This is a genomic window from Kribbella sp. WER1, from assembly GCF_054189145.1.
Genome location: NZ_CM135186.1, coordinates 3726955 through 3750521 on the forward strand (window position 1 = coordinate 3726955; position 23567 = coordinate 3750521).

Sequence of the window (23567 nt, forward strand, 5' to 3'; positions counted from 1 at the left end):
CCCCCTCCCACCCCACAAACCATTCAACCCAGCCCAAACCCCGCCACCACACCGCCCCACAACAGCAACCCCACCGAAACAAACCCGCCCAGCCAGTCTGGTAGGCATCAGTGTTGGACAACGAGGCCGTCGATGACCACCGGCCGTGTACTGAGGGTTCGGAGAGTGACGGTGCCGGTCCTGGTGGCCGACTGCAGTGGGAGCCACCGCACCTGCTTGACCCGCGTGCTGGTCGAGGTGAGCGAGATCCGGCCGAGGTAGACACCGGCGTGGGTGACGTCGATGGAGCCGCAGGTTGGACAGGTGGTGACGACGACGGCCAGCCTGCGCGCTTGGATGCCGGTCCGGGCGAACGTCCGTGCGCTGGCCGTCGCGCGGCTGTAGGTGCCGTAGGTATACGCCGTATTGGTGCCGCGGGCAACGCCGGTCGAGACACTGAGAGCTCGATCGTCAAGAGCACTGGTTGTACAGCGCTCCGTGCGCCAGCCTCCGATGTTGCCGACGTTGTCGCGGGCCCGGACCGCGTAGCAGTAGGTGTAGCCCTGGCTGAGCTTCAGGTTGAGCACGCTGGTGCGGAGTCCCTGCCAGGCGGACGGTTGGGTGTAGGCGGTGAATGCGCCGTACGGCGACGCGTATCGCACGCGCACGTCGTAGCTGTTCACGCCGGCGCCGCCGGTGTCGGTGCCGGTCCAGCGAAGTGTCAATGCGCTACCGAGGACCGGGCTGGTCGGCGGCGTCAGCGACACGGTGGGGGCGGTTGTGTCGACGGTCCAGGACGCCGACGCGGCGGGGCTGGTGTTGCCGGCTGGATCGGTCACTGCAGCTGAGATCGTGTGGCGTCCCGCTGGAAGTTTGCCGACTGTCCAGCTGACGCCGCAGGCTGTCCAGGCTCCGGCGTCGAGTCGGCACTGCCGGGTCAGGCCGCCGACGGCGTCGTCGGCGTCGGCTGCGGTGATGGTTGCGGTCGCGGTTGGCCCGGTGACGGCGGGGATCGTGACCGTCGCGGTGGGCGCGATCGCTGTCGGCACCTCCCACACCGCGGGGCCAGTGGTCTGCTTCACGAAATGCCTGATGTCGGAGACAGGACCGGACGGCGGGAGGGTGAGGACGAATCGCCCGTTACCCAGGGCGCAGTTCGTCCCGCCGGCCAGGACGAGGATGCGGTTTCCGGTGGGATCGAACCGCGGCTGGCCTACCGAGCAGTCGGATCGCTGCCACACCGTGACAGGCGCGCCGCCTTGCGGCGGGACGATACGCAGCTCGCCGCCACCGCTGCCGTACGGCATGGTGACCGCGACGGCACCGGTGCGAGACACGTCCGCCCCGGTAGCGCCGGCGGTACCGGCCAATTGCGTGACGGCCGGGTCGCCGGCCTTGGCGAGCGCCCAACGCACGCCGGTGTCGGTCTGGCCGTTGGGCAGCAGGCCGCCGCGCAGCAGTACGCGTGTGGCGTCCGGGGACCAGCCGCTGGGCTCGCCTTGGTGGAAGTCGAGCGACGTCACCGTCTTGGCGGCGATGTCGACGATCTGGGGTGCAACGCCGTAACTGATCAGAAGCCGTCGACCGTCAGGGCTAAAGCGGGGGGTGCTGAATCCGCGCTTCGTGTCGGTGACGGCGTACGCGACCTGCTGGTTGGTCCCGTCGAGGTCGGTGACCAGCAGCTTCCACTCGCCACGTGCTGGGCCACCGGTCGTCACCGCGAGGTGCCTGCGATCCGGTGCGACGTCAACACCGTTGGCCCCGACCAGGCCGTAGGGAGTGATGGTCGGGATGACGGACACCGATCCGGGGTCGGTGGGGTTGGAGCCGCCCCGGACGTCGTTGTTCAGCCAGAGCAGGCCCTCCAGCGGGGCCGTCACCGACACCGGAGTGGACGGCTCGGAGACCTGGTTTGCGGAGTTCACGATCGCGACGCGGAAGGTCGCGTCCTGGCCTGAGCGCAGGTCACGCGCCGTCCATGTGTATCCAGTGGTCTCCCCGGCGACCTGCCAGGTGCCGTCGGAGGCGAGTCGCTCAACGCGATACGCCTTCAGCGAGCCCACCCCGGGTGCGCCGCCCTCCCATGAAATCTCGGCTGCGTGCGGCAGCCGGCCCTCCAGCCGCACAGTCGGCGGCGCGAGCGGCGGGACGACGCTGAATTCCCCCATCCCGCCCGCACTCGGTTGCCCGTCCACGTCAACGATCAGGTCGTAGTAGTCCAGGTCGGCCCCAGAACCTGGAACCGTCACGACCACGTTGCAACTCGTCCCCGCCGCAAGGGGCACTGCGGTGCAGTTGGTCGCGTCGACGGTGCCCTTGTTGACCTCAGCGCCGTTGATCGCAGCCGGCTGAGAGCCGTCGTTGTGCAGCCTCCAGATCGCCGTGGCCGGCTTGCCCTCCTCTACCTGCGTCCGAGCCGGCTTGTCGGCGACCACGTGCGCGAACGGCTGTGGGCTGGCGATCCGGACGCTGGCCCGCTGCACCGGACCGTTCTGACAGGTCCAGGAGAGGTCCGCTCCCAACTCCAGAGGTGTCCCGCTTGCGCCATAGACGACGTCGTACACCGTGATGGTGCCCTGAACGTCGCTCGCCGGCGTCGACGAGCAGCCCCGTGCAGACCGGATCCGCACCGATCCCGGAGTGGCCGTTTCCGATAACGAGTAGCTGCCGGGCCCCGGGAGACGTCCGATGGCCAAGTCGCCCTCGGCGCTGCTGGGAATGGCCGTTAGCTCGTCCCAAGCGAGCTCTGTACGCGCTAGCGGACTCGATGGATTGGCGGCCACACCCTCGGCGCCGATCACGAGCGCGTTCGCGGCCCCACCCGGTGCGACCCAACCCTCGGTCGCACGATGATCGGTGACGGGCGTCGATGGCACTCCTGTCTCCGTAGAGCTGACGTACGCCTCGACGACGTACGTAGCCTCCTGCCCCGGCCGCAAGGCGGAATCACTGTAATGGCTTCCCCACGACACCTGCGTGGTGCTGACCCCATCGACGGTGCGTGTCAGGCGGTAGTAGCCGCTGGGATTCACGTCGTCCCAGTCGACGAAGACGCCATCAGGCGCCGACCACGCACTCACAGTCGGCGCCGGAAGCTGGTCCGCGAACGCAGAGGGAGCTACTCCCACCCCCGCACCGGTCAAACCGAGCAACACCAACCCAAGCAGAGCCGACCGCCCATATCGCAGACGCATCCCACCGGTCCCTTCGATCAACAGGCCACGCTGGTCGCGACACGCCAACCCAGCCAGAAATAGGCGCAGTCCGCCCCGCCTCCGGATGTATCGCACTCACAGATACCGGTGTTACATCGACATGGCGCAACGTGCGTCGAGCCCCCGCTCGACCGGTACACAAGGCACTCGCCCCCAGAGATCAAGGCCCCGGACCATGTCCCCACAGTCCCACCGCCCCTGACTACCGCCAGCACGGCCCGACACCCCTCACTCATCTCCCGCATACCAGGACCGTCAAGAACCAACCGAAACAGGCAAACCGACCAAGGCCGACGCGTTCCCCTGACGCACGTCCCACGTGCTCAGCAACACGACCGCGACGACCCCCAACAACGCCAGCCAAAAGCACGCCACAGATCGCAACCCACCCCGAGCCCGCACGACCGTCGACAACGCAGGACATCCACATAGGCCAAAGACCAAGAACCCAGCCGCACTAAGCTCTCTGGAGCGGACTCTCAACGCTGATCCGGAGAGCAAATCCACGGGGTAAACCATGCCCTACGACGAGTACCGCCCCCGGGCAAGCTTCTGACCTGGGCTTTCGTAGGCCCCCGGGGTTCGAACCCACAACCCGCGGACTCTAGCAAGAATGCGCTCATCATTTGTCATCAATTGCCAAAACTACCCATGATCGGCGAATTCACACGACCAGGATGCGCATCAGTTCCTGTGCGCAGCCTTAGTCTTCCGTTGATTCTGCTGAGCAAAGGGCGGACAACCCAAACCTGGAACGATTTCTGGTCGCCTAGGATCCGTTCGGGTCCATGCCCAGGATCAGCTGGCGTCCGCACGCGAGTCGGTTGGCTACGCGAGCGGGGATCGCATGCTGCGCAAACTAGGTCAAAGCGGATGCTTCTGATCTGGTTGACCAGCACGCCATGGTCCGGCTTATCGCCGTGACTCGCGTGTGGTCTCTGCAGTAGATTCTGCATCCCAGTTCGCTGACCGCTTCATCGAGCTACACATAGAGCATACGCTGTGTTCAACATGCAAGGGGAGAGTCGGGAGACTGCTGGATGACGCGGTACAACGGTCGCGAAGAGTTTGTCGAGGTTGCGGCTGACGGCAGGGATCTGGTGTTCCGATGGCAGGTCAAGGGTTCCCGTAAGGAACCGATTGTTATGGCTCGCTTCGTTCCCGAGGATCGACTGCTGAGGATCTTCCCAAGGACGAGGTCAGGCGAAGGCCTCGTGCGTCAATTCAGCCAGGTCACAGAGTTGCAGCTCGACAGCGATGACTTGACTGCATGGGAGCCAGAGGAGCTTGTCGTCGATGGCGATGCGGGGCTTGAGATGCCCGGTCTCCCGAAAGGCTTTAGCAAGATGTTCATGTACGGACTCGGATTGCGACGGAGATACCGAGGAATCGTGCATGCAATCGAAGGCAACTCAGAGTGCAGCGTCGTCCGATTCGGGGACCCAGCGCATGAAGGGCCGGTTGGCCCCGTTTTCCACGTCCACCTTGGCCAGTTCCTGAGCTACAAACACGCAATTGACCTAAACCACAGCCGGGGTACGGTGGTCATCTCTCGAGTCAACAAGACAGAGTCACACAACGCGATCGCTGAAGTGCTCGGTCTTGAACCCCGGAAGCCAACAGTCGGCAGACATCCCATCATCCAAGCGATCACTCGCGAACTCCTCGGAGAACCCGCTATGGATGCCGACGACCGTCGCAATCTCATGACGCAGGTGGCGGCAGAGTCGAAGGTGGCAGCGCGTGAGGCGCCGGCCGAGTTCGGAAAACTTCGGCATGACATCGAACTCGTGTCACTCGAGACGCTTATCGGCCACTTCGGCGAAGGCCTCCGCGGCGACCGATCGAAAGACGAGGCACATTGGCAGAGGTTCTTCGAGACGAACCCATTCGCGCTACAACAGCTCTTCGCCGCGCCAGTGGCGCTATACGGGAGTCAGTTGACGGTTAAGAGTAGCAACGCCGAAGGCAAGGGAGAGCGGATCGCAGACTTCATTCTCGTCAACACGGTGACCCAAAACGCCCTTGTGGTCGAGATCAAGACGCCCCGCACGGACCTGACGGGGCCGCATTACCGAGGAAAGGGTGGCGCTGAGGTCTACCCGCCACACCGGGACTTGGCTGCCGCCATTGCTCAGGTCCAAGCGCAAATCGAGTCCGCTCAGCTCCACCTCGCTCGCATAGTGAGTGAAACACCTGGCTGGCCAAGCCTAGATACGTGTGTGGTGCAAGGAGCGGTGCTCGCCGGCACAATCAGCACACTGACCACCGAACAACGACAGTCGTTCATGCGATACCGGAACGGCCTCGCCGGTGTCGAGGTGCTCGCGTTCGACGAGGTCCTCGACCGGTTGAAAGGATTGCATCAGCTCCTCGCCAACTCTCCAGCCGACCGGTAGCTGAACATCGGGGCCGCGCTGTCGGCAGACCAGGGTGGATGGCATATCGCGCCATGCTCTCTTAGATCGCGCCAGGCGAGCATCGAGCGGTGGGCGAGGCAGGCAAGGTCCGCCTGACGGCGATGGCTGTCAGCGCGCCGGAGCACGTATGTGTGCCCATGGAACGGGCATGAGGAAGATCGTCTAGCAAGTGGCACCTCGGCCTGGTGCTGCCTATCGTCGCGGGACAGCTGGCGCAGGGCGGGGTTGGTGAGCTCGGCGCGGCCTACCTCTCCCCGACGCGCTACTTACTGCGTTCGCGAGATCCGTGATCTTCTGAAGGAGGTTCGCGACGATCACAGCAAGCTGGATGCGCGCGCTTGCATTCTCTGGTGGATAGCCGCGTGTTGATGAAAGCAAATCGGTCGACCGTTGAGGCAGACTACAGCTCCGCGGTCGAGGTCAAGACGCTTGACCGTGCAGTAGAGCCACGGGTACACCAGGGTCGAACGCGGCGAGCGCGTCAGCGGAGCCTCAGGCCCAAGCGGGTCGTTGAAGGTCGGTCAGCCAAGCCTCGAAACCCTTGAGTCCCATGTCGAGGAGGGCAACGTTCATCCACTCTCGCGCAAGGCGGTCAAGGTTCGTCGAGTCAGCCACCGAGACCAATGTCATCGGGAACCCAACCGCCCACGGTCTCTCGTTGCCGTCCTGTAAGAACTTGCTTGTTGCAACTACATCTGCAACTCGCAACTCGTCGCGCGGACGTAGCCAGGCCTCGAACGGCGCTGGCTCGGTTGGAGCGGCCGCACCTACCGCGACGGCTATAGCCTCGGTTGCCTCTGTTACTGCGATCAATCCGGCAAGCAAGGCGCTGTAGAGACTGTCGAATGACAGTGGAACAACCTTGTCGTTCAGTGGAAACCATCGCAGCCCGAGCAGCACGGTCAGTCGCCGGTCGACCAGCTGCACATAGGCAGATGCTTGCATATGCACGCCACCAGCCGATCTGAATCGATCTTCCGCTGGACCATGCAGTCGCAGCCATGTCGATCTCGCGTCTGTAACCTCCCACCCGGGCCAGGGAGCTTGCTGGGGGTCTACTCCCCAGCATCGAGCAGGGAATGGCGACCCATTGAGCGAGTCGATGGCGGCCTCGCGCGCTGCGGTTCCGAGCCAGGGCCTGGAAGAGATCCTGCCCGGCAGGACCAGGCCTCCCACGATGCGAATCGTCGCCAAAGAGTCCAAATCGTCGCTCCAGAACTGGTACTCGGAGGGAGCTGGCATGAAATGGCCTGGTCGAGATGAACCCAGGTCGACTGCGCGGTCCCTGTCAACAAGATCAATGACGCGCCCCCGATCGGCCGGCACGGTTGCGCCAGGCACTCTGTAGAGGACTCGCCCGCTCACAGTTACGGGATGAGGGACTGCGTCCGCATCGACTCGCAGGACGATGATCAGGCTCTGTCCGTCAGGCATCGCCACAGGAATTACCTCCGGCAAGGCCGTGGGAATCTGGCTTCGGAACTGATTCACCAAGCGATCGTGCGTCGATCGAGGAACGCCAACCAAACGCTCTTCGCCGACGAAATCCTCAGCAACACCGACCAGCACGAGTCCGCCGTCTGTGTTGCTCAGTCCAGCGACTGCCTCAACGACGTTCTGGCCATTTGGCTTCAACTTCAGCTCAAGAGTGAGCGACTCTGTCACCAGGTTTGCTGCTTCGATGTCCAAGACGAAGTTCAGGACAACGTCGTAGTCGATCTCGTCCGCAGGCAGTGTGTACAGGTTGTGCGAGCGCATGACGGAACAGTAGTAGCTGACACCCGTCGCCACAGCGAGTGAGGCCGAGCGATAAGGGCAGTTCTGTCGTCACCGTCGCCCGACGACTGACCCTGACCACTGAGACGGACCATCGGATGGTCCGCGGACCGTTGCCACGCCCCACGACTGCGAAAGGTCTGATACAGGTTTCCGGCGCCATCATGCTGGACGACGGCCGCGTTGAAGGAGTCTTTGTCCTCAAGGGTCGCAAAAGCAGAAGCCTCGCTCCTCGGGGCTTCAGGAACCACCGTCGTCCAATCAGCAGATCGGTCCTCTTGGTCAGAGTCCTTGTGCAGGGACGCGACTTGTCCGCTCGCGGAGCTTGTCGGCGATCTCGTCACGTTCGGGGCGATCATGACCGTTCAGTACGGCGTCCTTGTACGCGTCTTCCACGGCTGCGCGAATGTCGGCGTACGACAGGCCGGAGGCGGCGTCCTTCAGCGTTGCAGTTGTCTTAATTCGCCATGTACGCAGCAAACGTGAGAGCAGTTCAGCTCTCTGTTCAGGCGTAGGCTCTGGCAGATCGAGTACGTCATCGAAGCGCCGGAAGAGCGCCACGTCGAGTACCTGGCTCGTGTTGGTGGCAGCGACTAGGAGACTGTCGCTCTGGTCTGCGTCAAGCAACTGAAGGAAGGTAGTGACTACGCGCTTAACTTCACCGACGTCGGTGTCATCAAGCCGGGTGCGTCCCAAGGCGTCGAACTCGTCGAAGAGGTAGACACCTCGCACCCGTCCCGACTCTGCGAACACATCCGTCAATGTGCTCGCTGTCTCGCCGAGATACTTGCTGAAAACGACCTCCAATCGGACCCGAACAAGCGGCAGTTTGAGCTCGCCGGCGAGGGCCTGCGCCGTCATCGTCTTGCCGCAACCAGGCGGCCCATGGAGTAGCAGTCGCCGCCGTGGCCGCAAGCCGTGGGCGGCCAGCAAGTCCGATCGCCGCTGTTCAACGACGTACCGCTGCAAAGAGCGGCGATTCTCCTCGCTGAGCACCAAGTCAGTCAGCTTGACGTCGCTGTAGCCGACGGAAAGGACCTGCTCAAGGTTCCGAGGAGCGCGCGCGAGAGGTGTCGCCCGAACTGGACTCTCGCTTCGTGTGCCTTCGATCCTCAGTTCCCGAAGACGCTCGGCCAGACGTGCGTGACCAGCCCGGGCTTCCGAAGCGATCACCTGATTGAGGAGATTGGAGAAGCGTCGATCGTCCCCGGCATAGTGCGCCCGCACCAGTTCAGCTAGGTACTCGGCATTTGCCATCGATCCACCTCCTCAGGAGTAGGGTACGGCGTCTGAGTTAGAGGTATTATTTTAGCACTAGAATTCGGCCATGACTCGACGTGGACGCCCCACCCGAGGGACGCGCGCCCGCGAGGACCAGGCACGCGAGGTTGTGCGGCTCCTCGCCCAAGCGCGCCGCGAGGTCGCTATGACCAGGCAGATGCTGTCCACGGTCAGCGGCGTCTCGCTGCACACGATTGCCAAGATCGAGCAGGCTGCGGTGACCGATCCGGGCTTCACAGTCGTGGCATCGCTCGCCGACGCTTTGGGGCTGTCTCTGGATGAGCTCGTCTCGCGGGCACGCGCCACACGTCGGCCGAGTGGCGCTAAGACAGCTCAACCGCCAGAATCGCGGACGTGATTGTCGACGGTCTGCCATTACTGAGCTTGCGGCAAGCCCTGCAGGAGCGTTTCGTTACGACGCGGACCGGACGGTCTCGGCCGGTGCCAGAGCGCGACAGAGGACAGCACGCGGCAGCCGTCTTATCCCAGATCGACACTGCAGCTCAGTCAATCGCGGCAGTGCGCGAGTCGCTGTCGCAGCCGTTCACAGCAGCAGTCGTCACCGCCGTCGGCCCTGGGCTCGACGACCCGTCCATATCGTCGCAGCTCGCACCCGCGAGCTCGAACGCGGAGCTACTCACTAGTAGTGAGGGGCGAGTCGTATTCCGCGTAGAGGACAACCTCCGAGCACTTCGCACGAAGGCCACCGCCTATGCGAACGAGAACACCAGCAGGGGCAACCCGAAGAACAACGCCCTTATCGCCCGGATCGATCAGATAGAGCTGGCAACCATCTCGGATCTGAGTCTCGGCGAGATCCCGGACGACGTCGACGACGAGGCCAGGATCTGGGTCGAGGTCTGGACCAGGCGTGACCCGAATCTCCCCTCGGACCAGCACACAAGGATCGACGCGGCCGTGGAGGCATTCGCCGAACTGACGCCCGACGGCGTCTACGGCATACCTGTCTTCCGCGGACCCGAGCGAGATGTCCACGTGGTACTGGCCACCGGTGAATCACTTAAGGCACTGCCTTTGCTCCTACCTGATGCAGCCGAGGTTCACCTGGCACCGACTGTGTTCCCGATCGTGATGGCGGAGGCACAGGACGCTGCCGGTGAGGTCGCCGACGTCGATCCACCGCCCGCGGACGCGGCGGTGGTCGCGGTGCACGACAGCGGCATCGACTCGACCCATCCCTACGTGACGCCGATCCTGCTTGAGGCGGAGAGCGTCGTTCCGGGGGAGCCCGGAACGACCGACTCCGACGGCCACGGCACGCAGATGGCCGGCGTGGCAACGTATTCACGTCTGGCAGACGGTCTTGCAGGTGGTCTCCTGCACGCCGACGCGTGGCTGATCTCGATGCGACTGCTCGATTCGGCGACCAGTTCCGGCGGCGACCCCGAGCGTGGCGCAATGTGGGCAGAGCGCACCCGGGAGTCGATCGAGACGGCCGATGGATTCGGCCGCGGTCTTCCGGTGATTCACAACCTAAGCATCGGCGCCGACAACCAGACAGTCGGCCGGAACGACCGCACGGCATGGTCTGTGGCCGCGGACCTGCTCGCCTGGAACAACGGTGAGGGCCGTCTGATAGTCGTTGCTGGTGGCAATCATGATGAGAATCCGGACCGAGAGAACTACCCAGTTCTCAATCTCGGACCCCCATTCCTGCAACAGCCCGGCCAAGCCTGGAATGTTCTGACGATCGGTGGCTACACCAACCTCGATCAGCTCACGGCCGCAGATCTGACGGACGGCTACCCGGAACCCTTGGCCGAGGCTGGTCAGCTGAGCCCACACAGCAGAACGTCCGCGGGAGCCAATCGCCCGATCAAGCCCGACCTCGTCATGGAAGCGGGCAACACTGCACCGGGTGGCGGACTATCGAACCCAGAAGCCCAAGGTCTTACTGTTCTCACCCTCCGATCGAACTCCGCCCTCGGCGGCTCGCTGGTCCGTCGCACCTTCAAGACCAGCCCAGCCGCCGCAGCCGCATCGAATGCGCTCGCGAGGATCGCCGCCGCCCAGCCGACCCTCAGACCTGCAACCTGGCGAGCCTTGTTGGCTCATACAGCGCGGTGGCCGGCGGCAGCGGTCCAACAACTCACCGACCGGCGTGACCTCCTGCGCTCATTCGGGTACGGCGTTCCGGCTCCTGAACTCGCGACGAGCAGCTCCTCCAACCGCCCCGTGATGATCTACGAAGGATCGCTGCAGCCGAGCCGTCGCAGTGACAAGGCCATCGATCGGCGAGCTGACTTCATCGAACTGCCGTTCCCCGAGGACGAACTCCATGCAATCGGCGAGCTGCCTGTTCGACTCACCGTGACTCTTTCGTACTTCGTCGAACCCACAGACAACCTCACCCGACGCTCGTACGCCGGCGGACGGCTTCGCTGGGATCTCCAAGGTCCGACGGAGGAGCCAGACGCCTTTCGGGCGCGCATCAACAGGCTGGTAAGGGACCAGGGCATCGCCAGAGGCGCCGGCTCCTACCCATGGACGATCGGAACTGACACGCGATCGCGTGGGACGTTGCAGCAGGATTTCGCAGATGTGTCCGCAGCCGACATCGCGGGACAGTCGCGGCTACTGGCTGTCTACCCCGTGGTCGGTTGGTGGGACGACTCGAGCTCAAGTTGGGCCAACGAGCTGCCGTACTCGATCGTGGTGAGCGCCGATCTGGGTGAGACGGATGTCGACCTGCACGCGATCATCGCGTCCACACTAGTCGCAGTTCCTCCCGTGATCACCTGACAGTAGGGTCCCGCTGTTAGCGGCACCTTAGGCAGAGGATTCGGGCATCACGGGCCACCATCCACCCACAGGTGACTCTCGGCACCGCTCCAAGGTCGCTCACCCGGCGCTGTCCGAATCGTCTTCGTGCTCCGCCAGATGAAGAGGCGGATCCACTCGTCGTTCCCGATGCGATCGAGAGCTTCAAATCTAGGTCCCTCGGACCAGCGAATGACAGTATAGGCGGGCACACGGCTCAACTCCTTGCCACCGCAGCATCCGGGTTTGAGCAGATCGGCCCGCGCCGCGGCGGATGTTTCGCGGCTCAGGTCCTCGCCGACGGTCGGATCCACCTGACCTGTGGCGAGCATTTCCAGTACCAAGCGGGAGCGGGCGACTTGTTCTGCAGACCAGGCATGCCATAGATGGAGGACGCCACCGGTAGGAGTGTATCCCGGATACCTGTAACAGATCTGGTTCTGGCTCGATAAGTACTTGCACGGAGGCACGAGGGTGTACCACTGATCCGGCGCTGCGTTCGGTGCCGCAACGGGACCTGGCTTGCCATGACCGCGGCGGCTTCGCTGGACGGTCGATGACGAGTCGATGGCGCTCGGGGAGCGGTGATGCGCAATGATGCAGTTGTGACGCACAGTTGCTGCGACTGTGGGCGGTCTGCTCGGACGGCGCACGAGGCGTCGTGCTGCGCACCACCGCAATATGACGTCGAGCGAGCCCTGTAAGGAGTCTTGTGAGCACACTCGGTAGTTTCATTTGGTCGATCGCTGACCAGCTTCGGGGACCCTACCGCCCCAACCAGTACGGCAACGTGATTCTTCCGCTCACGATCCTGCGTCGACTCGACTGCATTCTTGAGCCCGACTTGCGGACGGTGCGCGAGTTGGCGGCTAAGTACGCGAGTCCTGGCCGGCTCAAGGTTGAGGTCAAGAAGGCAACTGGGCGGCCGTTCTACAACACCTCGAACTACTCGTTCGCCAACCTCCTCGAAGACGCCGACGGGCTGGCGGAAAACCTCGCCGACTACATTGACCACTGGTCTCCCGATGTCGACGTCTTCGAGTACTTCGACTTCAAGAAGGAGATCCTCGCCTTGGAAAAGGCCGGACTCCTTCGCCAGGTGATCACATCATTCAAAGCCGTCGACTTGCACCCGGATGTCGTTTCCAACGCCGACATGGGCGATGCGTTCGAGTACATCATCCGCAAGTTCAACGAGGCTGCGAACGAGACCTCCGGTGACCACTACACCCCGCGGGACGCGATCCGGCTGCTGGTCGACCTGCTCCTGGCCGAGAAGGACGCCGACCTGACCGAGGCCGGCATCGTCCGCACGCTATACGACCCGACCGCGGGCACCGGCGGCATGCTCGCCTTGGCCGAGGAGCACCTACTCGCGCAGAACCCCGACGCCCAGCTCAGCCTGTACGGCCAGGAGTACAACCCGCAGTCGTATGCGATCTGCAAGTCCGACCTGCTAGCCAGGGGCCACGACGCAACCAATATCGCCTTCGGCAACACGCTCACCGACGACGCGTTCAAGGACCGTCAGTTCGACTTCTGCATGTCCAACCCGCCTTACGGTGTCGACTGGAAGCAGTATGCCAAAGCGGTCACTGAAGAGAAGGCATCTGCTGGTCCCTACGGCCGGTTCGCCCCTGGCCTCCCGTCGACTTCGGATGGGCAGATGCTCTTCCTGCTCCATCTGGTTCACAAGATGCGCGCCCCCGAGGACGGCGGCGGCCGGGTCGGCATGGTCATGAACGGCTCGCCGCTCTTCAACGGCGCCGCCGAGTCCGGCCCCTCCAACATTCGAAAGTACCTGTTAGAGGAAGATCTAGTCGAGGCGATCGTCGCTCTACCGACCAACATGTTCTTCAATACAGGCATCGCCACCTACATCTGGATCCTGGACAACATCAAGCACCCCGATCGTCAGGGACTCGTTCAGCTCATTGATGGGACCTCGTTCTGGACCAAGATGCGCAAGAACCTCGGATCGAAAGGCCGGGAGATCAGCGACGCGGACCGCGCCAAGATCGTCCAGCTGTACGCCGACTTCGCCGACGCCGACCCGGACTACTCCAAGGTGCTGCGCAACGATGAGTTCGGCTACTGGAGCATCACCGTAGAGCGCCCACTCCTCGATGAGTTCGGCGGACCCGTCGTTGACCGCAAGGGGAAGGCTAAGCCGGACACGAAGAAGCGCGACACCGAGAACGTCCCCTTCACCTATGGCGGCTCGACCACCGGGGTGGCCGCCAAGGTCGACGTCGTTCAGGCGTATTTCGACGCCGAGGTGAAGCCCCACGCCCCCGACGCCTGGATCGACTGGCCCAAGATCAAGACCGGCTACGAAATCCCCTTCACCCGCCACTTCTACAAGTACGTCGCACCTCGCCCCCTCGCAGAGATTGACGCCGACCTGGAGAAGCAGATCGCCAAGATCCTCGACCTGCTCCGGGAGGTTGAAGACCGATGATGAAGGCGTACGCCACATATCGTGACAGCGACATCCCGTGGGTGGGACGAATCCCGTCCCAGTGGGCCGTCGTTCCGCTGATGTCTGTGCTCAGTGAGTCGAAGGTGAAGAACGAAGGCCTGGTCGAGAACAATCTCCTGTCGCTCAGTTACGGGCGCATCGTCCCCAAGGACATCGGGGCACTGGGTGGGCTCCTGCCCGAATCCTTCGAGACCTATCAGGTCGTCGAGCCAGACCACCTGGTATTCCGCTTCACCGACCTACAGAACGACCACCGCAGCCTTCGAACGGCCCGTGTCGTCAAGCGCGGAATCATTACGTCTGCTTATGTCTCGGCACGACCAGCCGGCATTGATGCGCGCTACGCCGAGTACCTGATGAGGTCGTACGACCTCACCAAGGTCTTCTACGGGCTGGGCGGCGGTGTCCGCCAGTCCCTGAAGTTCGCGGACGTCGCTCGTCTGCCGGTCATCTTGCCGCCGGCCGCCGAGCAGCGCGCCATCGTCGACTACCTCGACCGCGAGACCGCCCGCATCGATGCACTCGTCGAGGAGCAGCAGCATCTCATCGAGATGCTACGCGAACGGCGCGCAGCTGCAATCGCAGAGCGCTTGGAGTCGCTCGGGGAAATGACGAGGCTGAAGCACGTTTCCACGGTTCAGACTGGGGTCACGTTGAACGGGGAGGGCGATCCTGCCGACCCAGAGTGGTCATACTTGCGTGTCGCAAACGTCCAGGTCGGATATGTGGACTTGCGGGAGATCAAGACTGTCCGAGTTCCACCTGACCGAGCCGCAGCGTCGATGCTCCAGCCTGGAGATGTCCTTATGACGGAGGGCGGTGACATCGACAAGCTAGGCCGAGGAGCGCTCTGGCGCGGCGAGCTGCCTGAAATGCTGCACCAAAACCACGTTTTCGCTGTGCGGCCGAGCGAGGCACTCGACTCCGAGTTCTTGGTCTACTGGTTGGATGGCCCCATTGCCCGTACGTACTTCCAGACGACAGCAAAGCAGACGACGAATTTGGCGGGCACCAACAAGTGGACCCTTGGGAATCTGCCCGTGCCGGTGCCGCCGCTGGACGTGCAGCGTCGAGTTGTTGAAGCTCTCGATGCTGAGACCGGCACGATCGACCTGCTGATCACTGAGACCGAGCGGTTTATCGATCTGTCTCGCGAGCGTCGGGCGGCGTTGATCACGGCGGCGGTGACGGGTCAGGTCGACGTACGGGAGATGGTGTGATGGCCGATCACAATGAGGTCGTCTTCGAGTCCGAGATTTGCGCGTACTTGGAGGCTCACGGGTGGCTGTACTCGGTGAACCACGCTGGCTACGACCAGGAGCGGGCGCTCTTCCCCGAGGACGTGTTCGCCTGGCTGACCGAGACACAGCTGACGGCGTACAAGAAGGCGTTGAGGGCAGCGGGGTCCGAGGCGAAGTTCCTCGACGTGCTGACAACAGCGCTCGACAAGCCGTTGGAGCATGGCGGCGGGACACTGAACATCCTCCGGAACGGTGTGCAGTACATCGGTGGTGGCCGGTTGAAAATGGCGCAGTTTCGCCCCGAGACCAGCCTGAATGCGACCACCAATGAGCAGTACGCGGCGATGCGGGTGCGGGTGATGCGTCAGGTCCGCTTCTCCACCGCTGACCAGCGCAGCATCGACCTGGTCCTCTTCGTCAACGGGCTTCCGGTTGCCACCGTCGAGCTAAAGACGGACTTCACGCAGTCTCTTGATGAGGCGATCAACCAGTACCGCAAGGACCGGCACCCGCTGACCAATGGGCGTCCGGAGCCGCTGTTGTCGTTCGGGCATCGGGCGCTGGTGCACTTCGCGGTCTCGAACGACCTGGCCGCGATGACCACTCGGCTCGAGGGCGAGAAAACGCACTTTCTGCCGTTCAACATCGGTCATGAGAATGGCGCCGGGAACCCGCCGGGTGAGGGCGGGTGGTCGGCGACGGCGTACCTGTGGCAGCGCGTCTGGGAGAAGCACGCCTGGCTGAACATCATTGGCCGGCTCATGATCGTGGAGACGAAGGAGGAGTGGGACGTCACCACGGGCACGTCGGTGCGGCGTACCAGCATGCTCTTTCCTCGCTTCCACCAGTGGGAGGCCGTGACGAACATCGTCGCAGCGGTGACCGAAGAAGGCGTGGGGCAGCGTTACCTGATCGAGCACTCCGCAGGGTCGGGTAAGACCAACACCATCGCCTGGACCGCTCACCGCCTGGCACGACTGCATGTGAACGACGAGAAGGTCTTCGACTCGGTAATCGTGGTTGTCGACCGCACCGTCCTCGACGGGCAGCTCCAGGACGCGATCCGGCAGATCGACGGCACGGGGAAGATCGTGGCCACGATCAGCCCGGAAGACGTCCGCAAGGCAGGGGCGAAGTCGAAGTCCGGGCTGTTGGCGACCGCGTTGAAGAACGGGGAGCTGATCATCGCGGTGACGGTGCAAACCTTCCCGTTCGCCCTCGACGAGATCCGGGCCGACTCGTCCTTGAAGGGACGCCGGTTTGCGGTGATCGCTGACGAGGCGCACTCCTCGCAGTCCGGCCAGATCTCCTCCAAGCTCAAGGCTGTGCTGACCGCGGAGGAGGTCAAGGAGATCGAGGAGAGCGGCTCCGTCGACGTCGAGGCGATCCTGGCCTCGGAGATGACCGAGCGGGCCGAGTCGGAGAACATCTCTTACTTCGCATTCACGGCAACGCCAAAGAACAAGACGCTGGAACTGTTCGGCCGCAAGGGCCCGGACGGGAAGCCGGCTGAGTTCCACCTCTACTCGATGCGGCAAGCGATCGAGGAGGGCTACATCCTCGACGTGCTCAAGGGCTACCAGTCTTACGACACCGCGCTGAAGATCGCCGGCAAGGCCGAGAGCGGCGACGGCAGCGAGGTGGAGGAGGCCGCCGCTCGTAAGGGACTGATGCGGTGGGTGAAGCTGCACCCAACCAACATCAGCCAGAAGGTGCAGATCATCGTCGAGCACTTCCACGCCAACGTCGCCCATCTGCTCGAGGGCAAAGCGAAGGCGATGGTCGTTACTGACTCACGCAAAGCCGCGGTGAAGTACAAGAAGGCGATCGACGCCTACATCGCCAAGCGGGCCGCCGAGGACGCCTCGTACAACTACCGCACCCTGGTGGCCTTCTCCGCATCGGTGACGATGGCCGAAGACGAGGAGTGGGTCTCGGACTGGGGGCCTCAGCCGGGCAAGGACGACGAGTTCACGGAGGCCAACCTGAACCCTGGCGCCGGCTCGGACCTTGCCGCCGCCTTCAAGGGCACGACCTACAAGATCATGCTGGTCGCAAACAAGTTCCAGACAGGCTTTGATCAGCCGCTGCTCTCGGCGATGTACGTCGACAAGAAGCTCTCCGGTGTCACCGCCGTGCAGACGCTGTCCCGGCTCAACCGAACCCACCGCACTGCGGGCGGAGAGCAGAAACGCAAGACTTTTGTCATCGACTTCGTGAACAAGCCCGAGGACATCCGGGATGCGTTCGAGCCCTACTTCACCAACGCTACCCTGGAGACCGAGACCGACCCGTACGTCGTCATCCACCTCGCCACCAAGCTCGCCCAGGCGGGAATCTACACGCAAGAGCAAGTGCGTGAGGTCGCCGAACTGTGGGTCACACGGAGGGGAAACAACGCGCTCTCGGGTGCGATCAGCCCGGCCAAGAACGACTTCGCCCGCCGATATGCGGCTGCGATCGAGGCCGACGACAAGGTCACCCTCAACACCCTCGATCTGTTCCGCAAGGACGTCTCTACCTACGTCCGGCTCTATGACTTCATGAGCCAAATCGTCGACTATGGCGACCCATACATGGAGATGCTGTCCATCTTCCTGCGGCTCCTCGAGAAGGTCATCGCAGACTCGTCCTGGACCGCAGAGGTCGACCTCTCTGATGTGGTCCTCGTCGGTGTCAAGCACAGTAAGGGCCCCGCGGTCAACATCTCGCTGACCGGAGACGGCGAACTCAAGGGCATCAGCGGCGCGGGCACCGGAACCCGGAAGGAGCCCAAGTACGTCGCACTCCAGGTCGTCATCGACAAAATGAACGACCTTTTCGGTGCGGAATCCTTTGCCGAGTCTCAGATTCGCGAGTTCGTGCAAGGGCTGGTGCAGCGATTGCTCGCCTACCCCGACCTGGTGAACCAGACCAAGGTGAACTCGAAGAAGCAGTTCATCGAGTCGCGAGACTTCCAGGCAGCGGTCACCGAGGCGGTGGTCGAAAACCAGGAAGCTCACAACACCATGGCCGACTACTTCTTCAGCGACGGACCTGGCATCAACGCTGTCATCATCGCGCTCGCGGACGCATTCTACGAGGCCGCGATCGATCAGCCGACGGATACATGAGCAGCCAGGGTCTGAAGGCCTCAGCTCAGCGGACCTGCCACTCTTCCTCCGGGATGTAGCTTTCCTGGATGTCGCCGCAGCTGCCGGACCAGTGCCAGCCGACGAAGACAGGACAGCTGAGGAGGCGATCACCTGCGCGTTGCGTGCGGATGACGAAGCCGAGGCGGTCGGACGACGGGTCGCCATGCTGGTTGATGACATAGTCCGCCTGTAGACGCTCGAAATTGTCGCCGTACCAGTCGGCTACCTCCGACGGCGGCCGGCCGACCAACTGAGCGCCTTCGAACCTCACGTGTGGACCTACACAGGCGTCGATTGCAACCGCGTGCAGATGTCCATCCTCGTAGTACGCCGTGAACCCCTGACTGAAGCTTGCACTGCTAAGTCGGTCGCCCCAACGGCCAAGGCTCGCTCGATGTCCGACCGCCTGCTCCACCTCGTGGTGCTCCATCCAGAAGATGAGTGGTCCCACAGCCGCCAGCGGGCTGAAGTCCCAGACCTCTCGCTCGGAATCGGGCTTGATCGCCCAAGGATCCCAAGTCATGTTCCGGCTCGTCTCCTCTTGCTCAGCCGACGTAGAAGACTTCAGAACGCCGCAACTGTGCCCCGACCTGGTCCTCCGTTTCCGTACGTCGGGCGCCGAACTCGTGACCGGAATCTACAAGCTTGATCAAGCCAGTTCGTTCGCCGCCGTAGTTCGTCCGCGAGCGCGCCGAAACTGCACCCGCGATCCCGAACGGATGGTTGCTCATGATCGTGGTCCCTTCCTCGAGAGGTCAGGTGACTTGCTGTTGTGCAAAGGGAGGACGTCGATGTCCTCAACGGGCCAGTGCGGGTATGTCTGGGTCGTGCCGACCTTCTTCCATCCCCAGCGTTGATACATCGCGTGAGCCTGTGCACCTGGGCGGGAGATGAGACTCGCGAACGGCTCCGGTCGGCCGGCGAGGAGAGCGTCGACGAGCTGGCGGGAGAAGCCGCGGCCACGGAAGTCGGTGTGTACGCCGAGCTCGATCACTGCGAAAAGAGGGCCTGAAGCAACGTCAGCAGGAGGCGGATCAGTCTTGACACCGGTCCACCATCGTCCAGGCGGGAAGGTGAAACCGTACGAGAACCCGACGAGGCGTCCGTCGAGCTCCCCGGCAACCAGAACGAAGCCGTCCAGGCCGGCATGTTTCGTGATCCGGAGCTCGAACTGCTCGATGTCTTCGTCCGACATCTCGTACGGAGGTTCGGAGTAGGCGTTCGCGTACAGCGGCTTGAGTCTCGGGACGAGTTCAAGCCCCTCGATCCCCGCACGGCGGATCAAGGTCAGGGTCATGGTCGCTCCCTTGGCGTAAGCCGCTGGCACCCTTGAGTTAGGTATCAATGATTGGCCCGGAAGCCAGATGTGCCCCCGTGCGGAGCGATCAGCCAGTTCCTGGCAACCATTGGCGGCAGTTCGACAGGACGAAGCCTCGACCGGCCACACCATACGCATATGTTCTATCTTCGCCATGGGAGCGCTTAGTTGACTGCCAGCTCCCAGGCCACCAGCTCAGGACGCCTGCCAGTGGCGAAGAACTCGGAGGCCGCCGCACGAGCCTCCTTCAGGGTGATCGCGCTGCCTTTGCCCATGGTCGTCGGCACGCCACCGTAGTCGAATGTAGCTTCCTGTGGCTCGTCGAGCGTGCCAGCTGAGCGGTACTTTGCGGAGCCATCGACGTCGTCGTAGAGCGTCAAGGAACTGAAGGCCGCCCCTAGCCCAATGTTCATTGTGGCGAGCTCGTCCGCGCTGACCAGTTCAACCCAGGTCGGCCGGGGCAGACTTGCGACTCGGTCGAGCAGCTCGTCGAGCTCGGCCTGGCTGCCGATGCGCTGCTGTCCCGCGTCATCGTCGTAGTAGGCCGTCAAGAAGTCGTTCATGCGAGTCCTCTCCCATCACCGATGTAGACCTTATAGCCGCCTGGCCAATAGACCGTCAGCTTGGTACCGGGCGGCAGCTGCCAGGGCAACGTGTTGTCGCAGCCGTACCGACCACCGCAGGGACGCTTGTTCACGTACAGGGTCATTTCTCGAGGCATTCCGGCACGGCGCATGAGGGCGGCCGCGTGGCCCTCCGCGTGTTCTCGCGCAGAGTCGAGGCTGGCGGTTCGGCCGCCGAGACCTGGCGCCGTACCTCCGGGGCCTCGCGTCCCGCTGCGCACATGAATCAGGCCGCCACCGTCCGGCCTGGTCAGAATGCCGGATGTCGGCCCGACGTCTCCCGGCCGCTCGGGTAGTCGCCGAAAGATCCGCTCGATGAACGGAGCGGGCTCCGGCTGATCTCCAGCTACATCACTGCCGGCGCTGTCCTGCGCCCGATCGTCGACGGCGCCCCGCGACGGCGGTCCATCTTCCTCCGAACTCGTCTCATCGCTGGCTCGCCCAATCCTGTCCGGGGTCTTCGAATCCGCTTCGTCGTCATGGTCGTCACGCCGGCCGTCCGCGGAAGGCGTTCTGCCACCTGCTCCTGGCGACCGTTCATTCCTCGAGCCACCGCTTGGCCCGGCGGTTCGAATGCCGCTCACCATCTGCTCGACCCATTGCTTCGCTCGAGCCTCCGCCTGAGACAAGTAGTGGGCTGCCTCTTCACAGCGCCTTGCCGCTTCATCGAGCTGCGTGGCGGCGATTCGGCCGCTCGGGTGGTTGCTGGTGCTCCCGATCAATGCCGCGGCTTCGCGGCACTTCCTGGCTCGGTCATGCAGATAGCCGACCGCCCGCGGTACCTCGTTCAGGCAGGCGAGCAGCTGTTCGGCGACCCGCTGCAGCTCGGAAGGCATGCGCTGCCTCGGCCCGCTAAATCTGGTCGGCGTAGCCGCGACACCCGGCTTCGGCGATCTGCAACGACTGGACGGCTTGGTCAACCGACTTGGCGGCGGCATCCAGCATCGTTGCAATGTCCTGATCAGCCCGCGTCGCTGTGCCGCGAATGAGGGCCTGAACCTGCTGGCTGGACTGTTCGAAACGCTGCTTGAACCCAGCCAGGCTGGCTGCGCCTTGTCTGGACTGATCTGCCAAGCCGTGCAGCTGCATCTTCATCTGTTCGACTTGGGACATGTACGGCTCCTCACTTGGTTGGACAATCAGCGATCTGCTGAGGTCCGGATTGACAAGCCGCGCGGTGGCGCGGCAATGATGTTCCCGATACGGGAGGACGATCAGGCAGATGATTCGACGCAAGAACGCCTTGTTGGACACGGCTCTCGCCTGCGTGGAGCGTGAGATTCCGGTGCGGGCGGCAACTATCGCGGGTACGCCGGACGGCGACTGGATCACCGATGCCGATGCGGCCCGCGTGCTCTGGGACGTCGCCGAGCCGCCGAACCTGGCGGTCACGTCTTGCCCGACCGTAGCGATCTGGCACCTGCCACGGATCGCCGGCGCTTACGGCAAGCGGCTGTACGAGCAGGAGCGACCTGGGATCTGGCCGCCGACGATGAAGCTGCCGGACGGCGGCTGGATCACCTGCACGCTCCAGCCCGAAGCCAACCTCGGCCCGCTGGCTACCGGCGTCGAGTACGTCGAGCCGGGGACACCCGTGGTCATCCCGCCGTCGACGACCACGGGTGGCCGGTTGAGGTGGGACGGGTCGAACTTCCCGCTCCATCCACTGCCGAGCGCCGATGCGGTGCTGTCGAAGGTGCTGCGTGCCGAAGTGGAGTACGTCGAGCTGCACGGCCGCCTTGGCTGAGATCTCGCCAGCCGTGCAGCACGACACCATGGTTCAAACCTTCTGGCCAACCGCGAGGAACAGCGAGCTAGCTGCCACCAGCTCCGGCATCCGGTCAGCCAGGCGAGAGCACTCCAGCGCGGTGTCGAGCGGGTCGTGCTCGGCCAGCTTGTCGGTGTAGGGCTGGTTCTTGAAGTGTGCGTCGATCATGACTGTGAGCCAGCCACCGGGACCGGTGAGGCCGAAGATGTTCACCGGCCGCAGCCCGGCGCTGACGAGCTCGCTGCGCAGCTCGCTCTCGCGGTGGTAGTAGCAGTGCGCCATGCGCTCGTTGTCGGCGCTGTGGCCGGTCTCCAGGATGTCGCGCACGACGCCATGTCGTGTCAGGAGCGTGTTGGCGAGCGTCGAGCCGATCAGGTTCGCTGCGCGGTTGATCGCCACCGCAGCCAGCACGCCACCGGGACGCAACACCCGCAATGCCTCGCGAAGTGCCAGCCGGCGGTCGCGTGCCTCCGGCAGGTGATAGAGCGGACCCGCCATGAGTACGGCATCGAACGACTCGTTCGACCATGGAAGCCGGCGTCCGTCGCCAAGTTCCGCCGTGATGCCTGCCGCGTTAGCTTGTTCGATGTGACGCTGCACTGGGTCGAGTAGTACGACGTCGTGTCCTTGGTCGTGGAGCCAGCCAGCGTGCACACCGGGACCACCGCCGATGTCAGCCACACGAGACGGAGGCGGCGGGAACCATTGGCCAAGGAAGTCGTAGAGCCGGGCCTGTTCCAAGCGCCCCTTGACAGTCGAGCTCAACCGGGCGGACTCGTCCCAGCGGCTCGAGTAGTGCGTCTCTATCGCTGGATCGACGGTCAGCCGTTCCAGCGGGATTACGGGCGTGTCCACTGCGCTCCGCTCCCTATCGTCGAGGTGGAACAGCGGGCAGGCGTCCGCTCTGCAGGCTGTGCGCCCGCCCGCTGGTCTTGAACGGCGGTGGCTGAGTGGCTGCTCGCCCGGGCGCGTCCGCCCCAACCACTCAGCCGACCGAAACCGAGGCACCCGTCCGCGCCTCGGTGCTTGAGCGGCTGACACGGAACGGACTCGCTTCCGCGTCCCGTGCCAGCCGGCATCTGAGCGGACCCTGGCCGAGCCCTCCACAGGGGAGAAGAGGACTCGGACAAGGACCGCGGCACCGCGGGGCCAGTGGGCGTACAGCGGCCACACTGCACGTGAGTGGAGGTGAGGAGTACTTCCCACCGGGCCTGCCAGTTCATGGCGTGACCTCGTGCAGCATGATGCGAGCCCCCGTGACCCGCTCGAACCGCACACTTACGTCTGGTGGATCTCCCACCAGTGCCAGGTGCCGCAGACCCGGCAGCACGACCGCGGTGATCTGGTAGCGGTTGACCGAGGCAACCAGCACCTCGAAGGCCTGCGGCGCAGTTTCGGGGTCTTCGACGTACACCGAGCCCATGAGAAAGCCTTCGAGCTGGGCGGACTCCCCGAGTTCGCTTCAGGTCGTCAACGTGTCGGCCGGACACGTACAGGTCCCGGCGTGCGTATCCGAGCAGCAATGGCCGGCTGTAGTCGGTCACCGATC

At 63.7% G+C, this 23567-nt stretch carries 18 protein-coding genes; 7 read left to right on the plus strand and 11 right to left on the minus strand.

Annotation, left to right across the window (positions count from 1 at the left end; all coding sequences use genetic code 11):
* Positions 1-107: 107 nt before the first annotated feature.
* Entirely contained in the window at positions 108-3059 is a 2952-nt protein-coding gene (locus ACXJJ3_RS18030; protein ID WP_458171325.1) for a hypothetical protein, read from the minus strand.
* 1175 nt (positions 3060-4234) lie between these two features.
* Between ACXJJ3_RS18030 and ACXJJ3_RS18035 the strand changes: the two genes are divergently transcribed.
* A complete protein-coding gene (locus tag ACXJJ3_RS18035) occupies positions 4235-5593 on the plus strand; it encodes a Shedu anti-phage system protein SduA domain-containing protein (RefSeq protein WP_458171326.1) in 1359 nt (452 codons plus the stop codon).
* Positions 5594-6106: 513 nt separating this feature from the next.
* On the opposite strand, the gene ACXJJ3_RS18040 is transcribed toward ACXJJ3_RS18035, so the two are convergent.
* Together ACXJJ3_RS18040 and ACXJJ3_RS18045 are read right to left on the minus strand one after the other, a co-directional pair.
* Positions 6107-7372: an AlbA family DNA-binding domain-containing protein gene (locus ACXJJ3_RS18040; protein ID WP_458171327.1), complete on the minus strand. Its 1266-nt coding sequence runs from the start codon at positions 7370-7372 to the stop codon at positions 6107-6109.
* A 300-nt stretch (positions 7373-7672) separates the two neighbouring features.
* Positions 7673-8647: an AAA family ATPase gene (locus ACXJJ3_RS18045; protein ID WP_458171328.1), complete on the minus strand. Its 975-nt coding sequence runs from the start codon at positions 8645-8647 to the stop codon at positions 7673-7675.
* Between the two features lie 70 nt (positions 8648-8717).
* On the opposite strand from ACXJJ3_RS18045, the gene ACXJJ3_RS18050 reads away from it, so the two are divergent.
* The 5 genes from ACXJJ3_RS18050 (at position 8718) to ACXJJ3_RS18070 (ending at position 18288) form a co-directional block, all read left to right on the plus strand.
* Positions 8718-9029 carry a helix-turn-helix domain-containing protein gene (locus ACXJJ3_RS18050; RefSeq protein ID WP_458171329.1) on the plus strand — a complete coding sequence of 104 codons (312 nt, stop codon included), beginning with the start codon at positions 8718-8720 and terminating at the stop codon, positions 9027-9029.
* A gap of 161 nt (positions 9030-9190) precedes the next feature.
* Positions 9191-11434 (plus strand): S8 family serine peptidase, encoded by a 2244-nt coding sequence (locus ACXJJ3_RS18055; protein WP_458171330.1) that lies wholly within the window; start codon positions 9191-9193, stop codon positions 11432-11434.
* Positions 11435-12164: 730 nt separating this feature from the next.
* A complete protein-coding gene (locus ACXJJ3_RS18060; RefSeq protein ID WP_458171331.1) occupies positions 12165-13913 on the plus strand; it encodes a type I restriction-modification system subunit M in 1749 nt (582 codons plus the stop codon).
* Complete coding sequence (locus tag ACXJJ3_RS18065) at positions 13910-15154, plus strand: hypothetical protein (RefSeq protein ID WP_458171332.1); 1245 nt, start codon at positions 13910-13912, stop codon at positions 15152-15154. The genes ACXJJ3_RS18060 and ACXJJ3_RS18065 overlap by 4 nt, the downstream gene beginning before the upstream one ends.
* On the plus strand, positions 15154-18288 hold the full coding sequence (locus ACXJJ3_RS18070; protein ID WP_458171333.1) for a type I restriction endonuclease subunit R: 3135 nt from the start codon (positions 15154-15156) through the stop codon (positions 18286-18288). Before ACXJJ3_RS18065 ends, ACXJJ3_RS18070 begins: the two co-directional genes overlap by 1 nt.
* A 25-nt stretch (positions 18289-18313) precedes the next feature.
* Here the strand turns inward: ACXJJ3_RS18070 and ACXJJ3_RS18075 are convergent, their stop codons facing one another.
* The 6 genes from ACXJJ3_RS18075 to ACXJJ3_RS18100 form a co-directional block, all read right to left on the minus strand.
* Positions 18314-18832 (minus strand): hypothetical protein, encoded by a 519-nt coding sequence (locus ACXJJ3_RS18075; protein WP_458171334.1) that lies wholly within the window; start codon positions 18830-18832, stop codon positions 18314-18316.
* A gap of 22 nt (positions 18833-18854) precedes the next feature.
* Positions 18855-19040: a hypothetical protein gene (locus tag ACXJJ3_RS18080; protein WP_458171335.1), complete on the minus strand. Its 186-nt coding sequence runs from the start codon at positions 19038-19040 to the stop codon at positions 18855-18857.
* Positions 19037-19606 (minus strand): N-acetyltransferase family protein, encoded by a 570-nt coding sequence (locus tag ACXJJ3_RS18085; protein ID WP_458171336.1) that lies wholly within the window; start codon positions 19604-19606, stop codon positions 19037-19039. Before ACXJJ3_RS18085 ends, ACXJJ3_RS18080 begins: the two co-directional genes overlap by 4 nt.
* A 185-nt stretch (positions 19607-19791) precedes the next feature.
* Positions 19792-20190, minus strand: a complete 399-nt coding sequence (locus ACXJJ3_RS18090; protein ID WP_458171337.1) for an Imm1 family immunity protein — start codon at positions 20188-20190, stop codon at positions 19792-19794.
* Positions 20187-21086 (minus strand): DddA-like double-stranded DNA deaminase toxin, encoded by a 900-nt coding sequence (locus tag ACXJJ3_RS18095; RefSeq protein ID WP_458171338.1) that lies wholly within the window; start codon positions 21084-21086, stop codon positions 20187-20189. The genes ACXJJ3_RS18090 and ACXJJ3_RS18095 overlap by 4 nt, the downstream gene beginning before the upstream one ends.
* A gap of 16 nt (positions 21087-21102) precedes the next feature.
* Complete coding sequence (locus ACXJJ3_RS18100) at positions 21103-21504, minus strand: hypothetical protein (RefSeq protein WP_458171339.1); 402 nt, start codon at positions 21502-21504, stop codon at positions 21103-21105.
* 13 nt (positions 21505-21517) lie between these two features.
* Here ACXJJ3_RS18100 and ACXJJ3_RS18105 point away from each other — a divergent pair, with 13 nt between their 5' ends.
* Positions 21518-21997 (plus strand): hypothetical protein, encoded by a 480-nt coding sequence (locus ACXJJ3_RS18105; protein ID WP_458171340.1) that lies wholly within the window; start codon positions 21518-21520, stop codon positions 21995-21997.
* A 33-nt stretch (positions 21998-22030) separates the two neighbouring features.
* On the opposite strand, the gene ACXJJ3_RS18110 is transcribed toward ACXJJ3_RS18105, so the two are convergent.
* Both ACXJJ3_RS18110 and ACXJJ3_RS18115 read right to left on the minus strand, forming a co-directional pair.
* The gene (locus ACXJJ3_RS18110; RefSeq protein WP_458171342.1) at positions 22031-22873 is read right to left on the minus strand and encodes a class I SAM-dependent methyltransferase; all 843 of its coding nucleotides are present in this window, start codon (positions 22871-22873) and stop codon (positions 22031-22033) included.
* 364 nt (positions 22874-23237) lie between these two features.
* Complete coding sequence (locus tag ACXJJ3_RS18115) at positions 23238-23441, minus strand: hypothetical protein (protein ID WP_458171343.1); 204 nt, start codon at positions 23439-23441, stop codon at positions 23238-23240.
* Between the last annotated feature and the right edge of the window lie 126 nt (positions 23442-23567).

Excerpts from the sequence above, each read along its gene's own strand:
- ACXJJ3_RS18035 (WP_458171326.1), top strand. The coding sequence starts at position 4,235 with ATGACGCGGTACAACGGTCGCGAAGAGTTTGTCGAGGTTGCGGCTGAC.
- ACXJJ3_RS18040 (WP_458171327.1), bottom strand. The coding sequence starts at position 7,372 with ATGCGCTCGCACAACCTGTACACACTGCCTGCGGACGAGATCGACTAC.
- ACXJJ3_RS18045 (WP_458171328.1), bottom strand. The coding sequence starts at position 8,647 with ATGGCAAATGCCGAGTACCTAGCTGAACTGGTGCGGGCGCACTATGCC.
- ACXJJ3_RS18050 (WP_458171329.1), top strand. The coding sequence starts at position 8,718 with ATGACTCGACGTGGACGCCCCACCCGAGGGACGCGCGCCCGCGAGGAC.
- ACXJJ3_RS18065 (WP_458171332.1), top strand. The coding sequence starts at position 13,910 with ATGATGAAGGCGTACGCCACATATCGTGACAGCGACATCCCGTGGGTG.
- ACXJJ3_RS18070 (WP_458171333.1), top strand. The coding sequence starts at position 15,154 with ATGGCCGATCACAATGAGGTCGTCTTCGAGTCCGAGATTTGCGCGTAC.
- ACXJJ3_RS18075 (WP_458171334.1), bottom strand. The coding sequence starts at position 18,832 with ATGACTTGGGATCCTTGGGCGATCAAGCCCGATTCCGAGCGAGAGGTC.
- ACXJJ3_RS18080 (WP_458171335.1), bottom strand. The coding sequence starts at position 19,040 with ATGAGCAACCATCCGTTCGGGATCGCGGGTGCAGTTTCGGCGCGCTCG.
- ACXJJ3_RS18085 (WP_458171336.1), bottom strand. The coding sequence starts at position 19,606 with ATGACCCTGACCTTGATCCGCCGTGCGGGGATCGAGGGGCTTGAACTC.
- ACXJJ3_RS18090 (WP_458171337.1), bottom strand. The coding sequence starts at position 20,190 with ATGAACGACTTCTTGACGGCCTACTACGACGATGACGCGGGACAGCAG.
- ACXJJ3_RS18095 (WP_458171338.1), bottom strand. The coding sequence starts at position 21,086 with ATGCCTTCCGAGCTGCAGCGGGTCGCCGAACAGCTGCTCGCCTGCCTG.
- ACXJJ3_RS18115 (WP_458171343.1), bottom strand. The coding sequence starts at position 23,441 with ATGGGCTCGGTGTACGTCGAAGACCCCGAAACTGCGCCGCAGGCCTTC.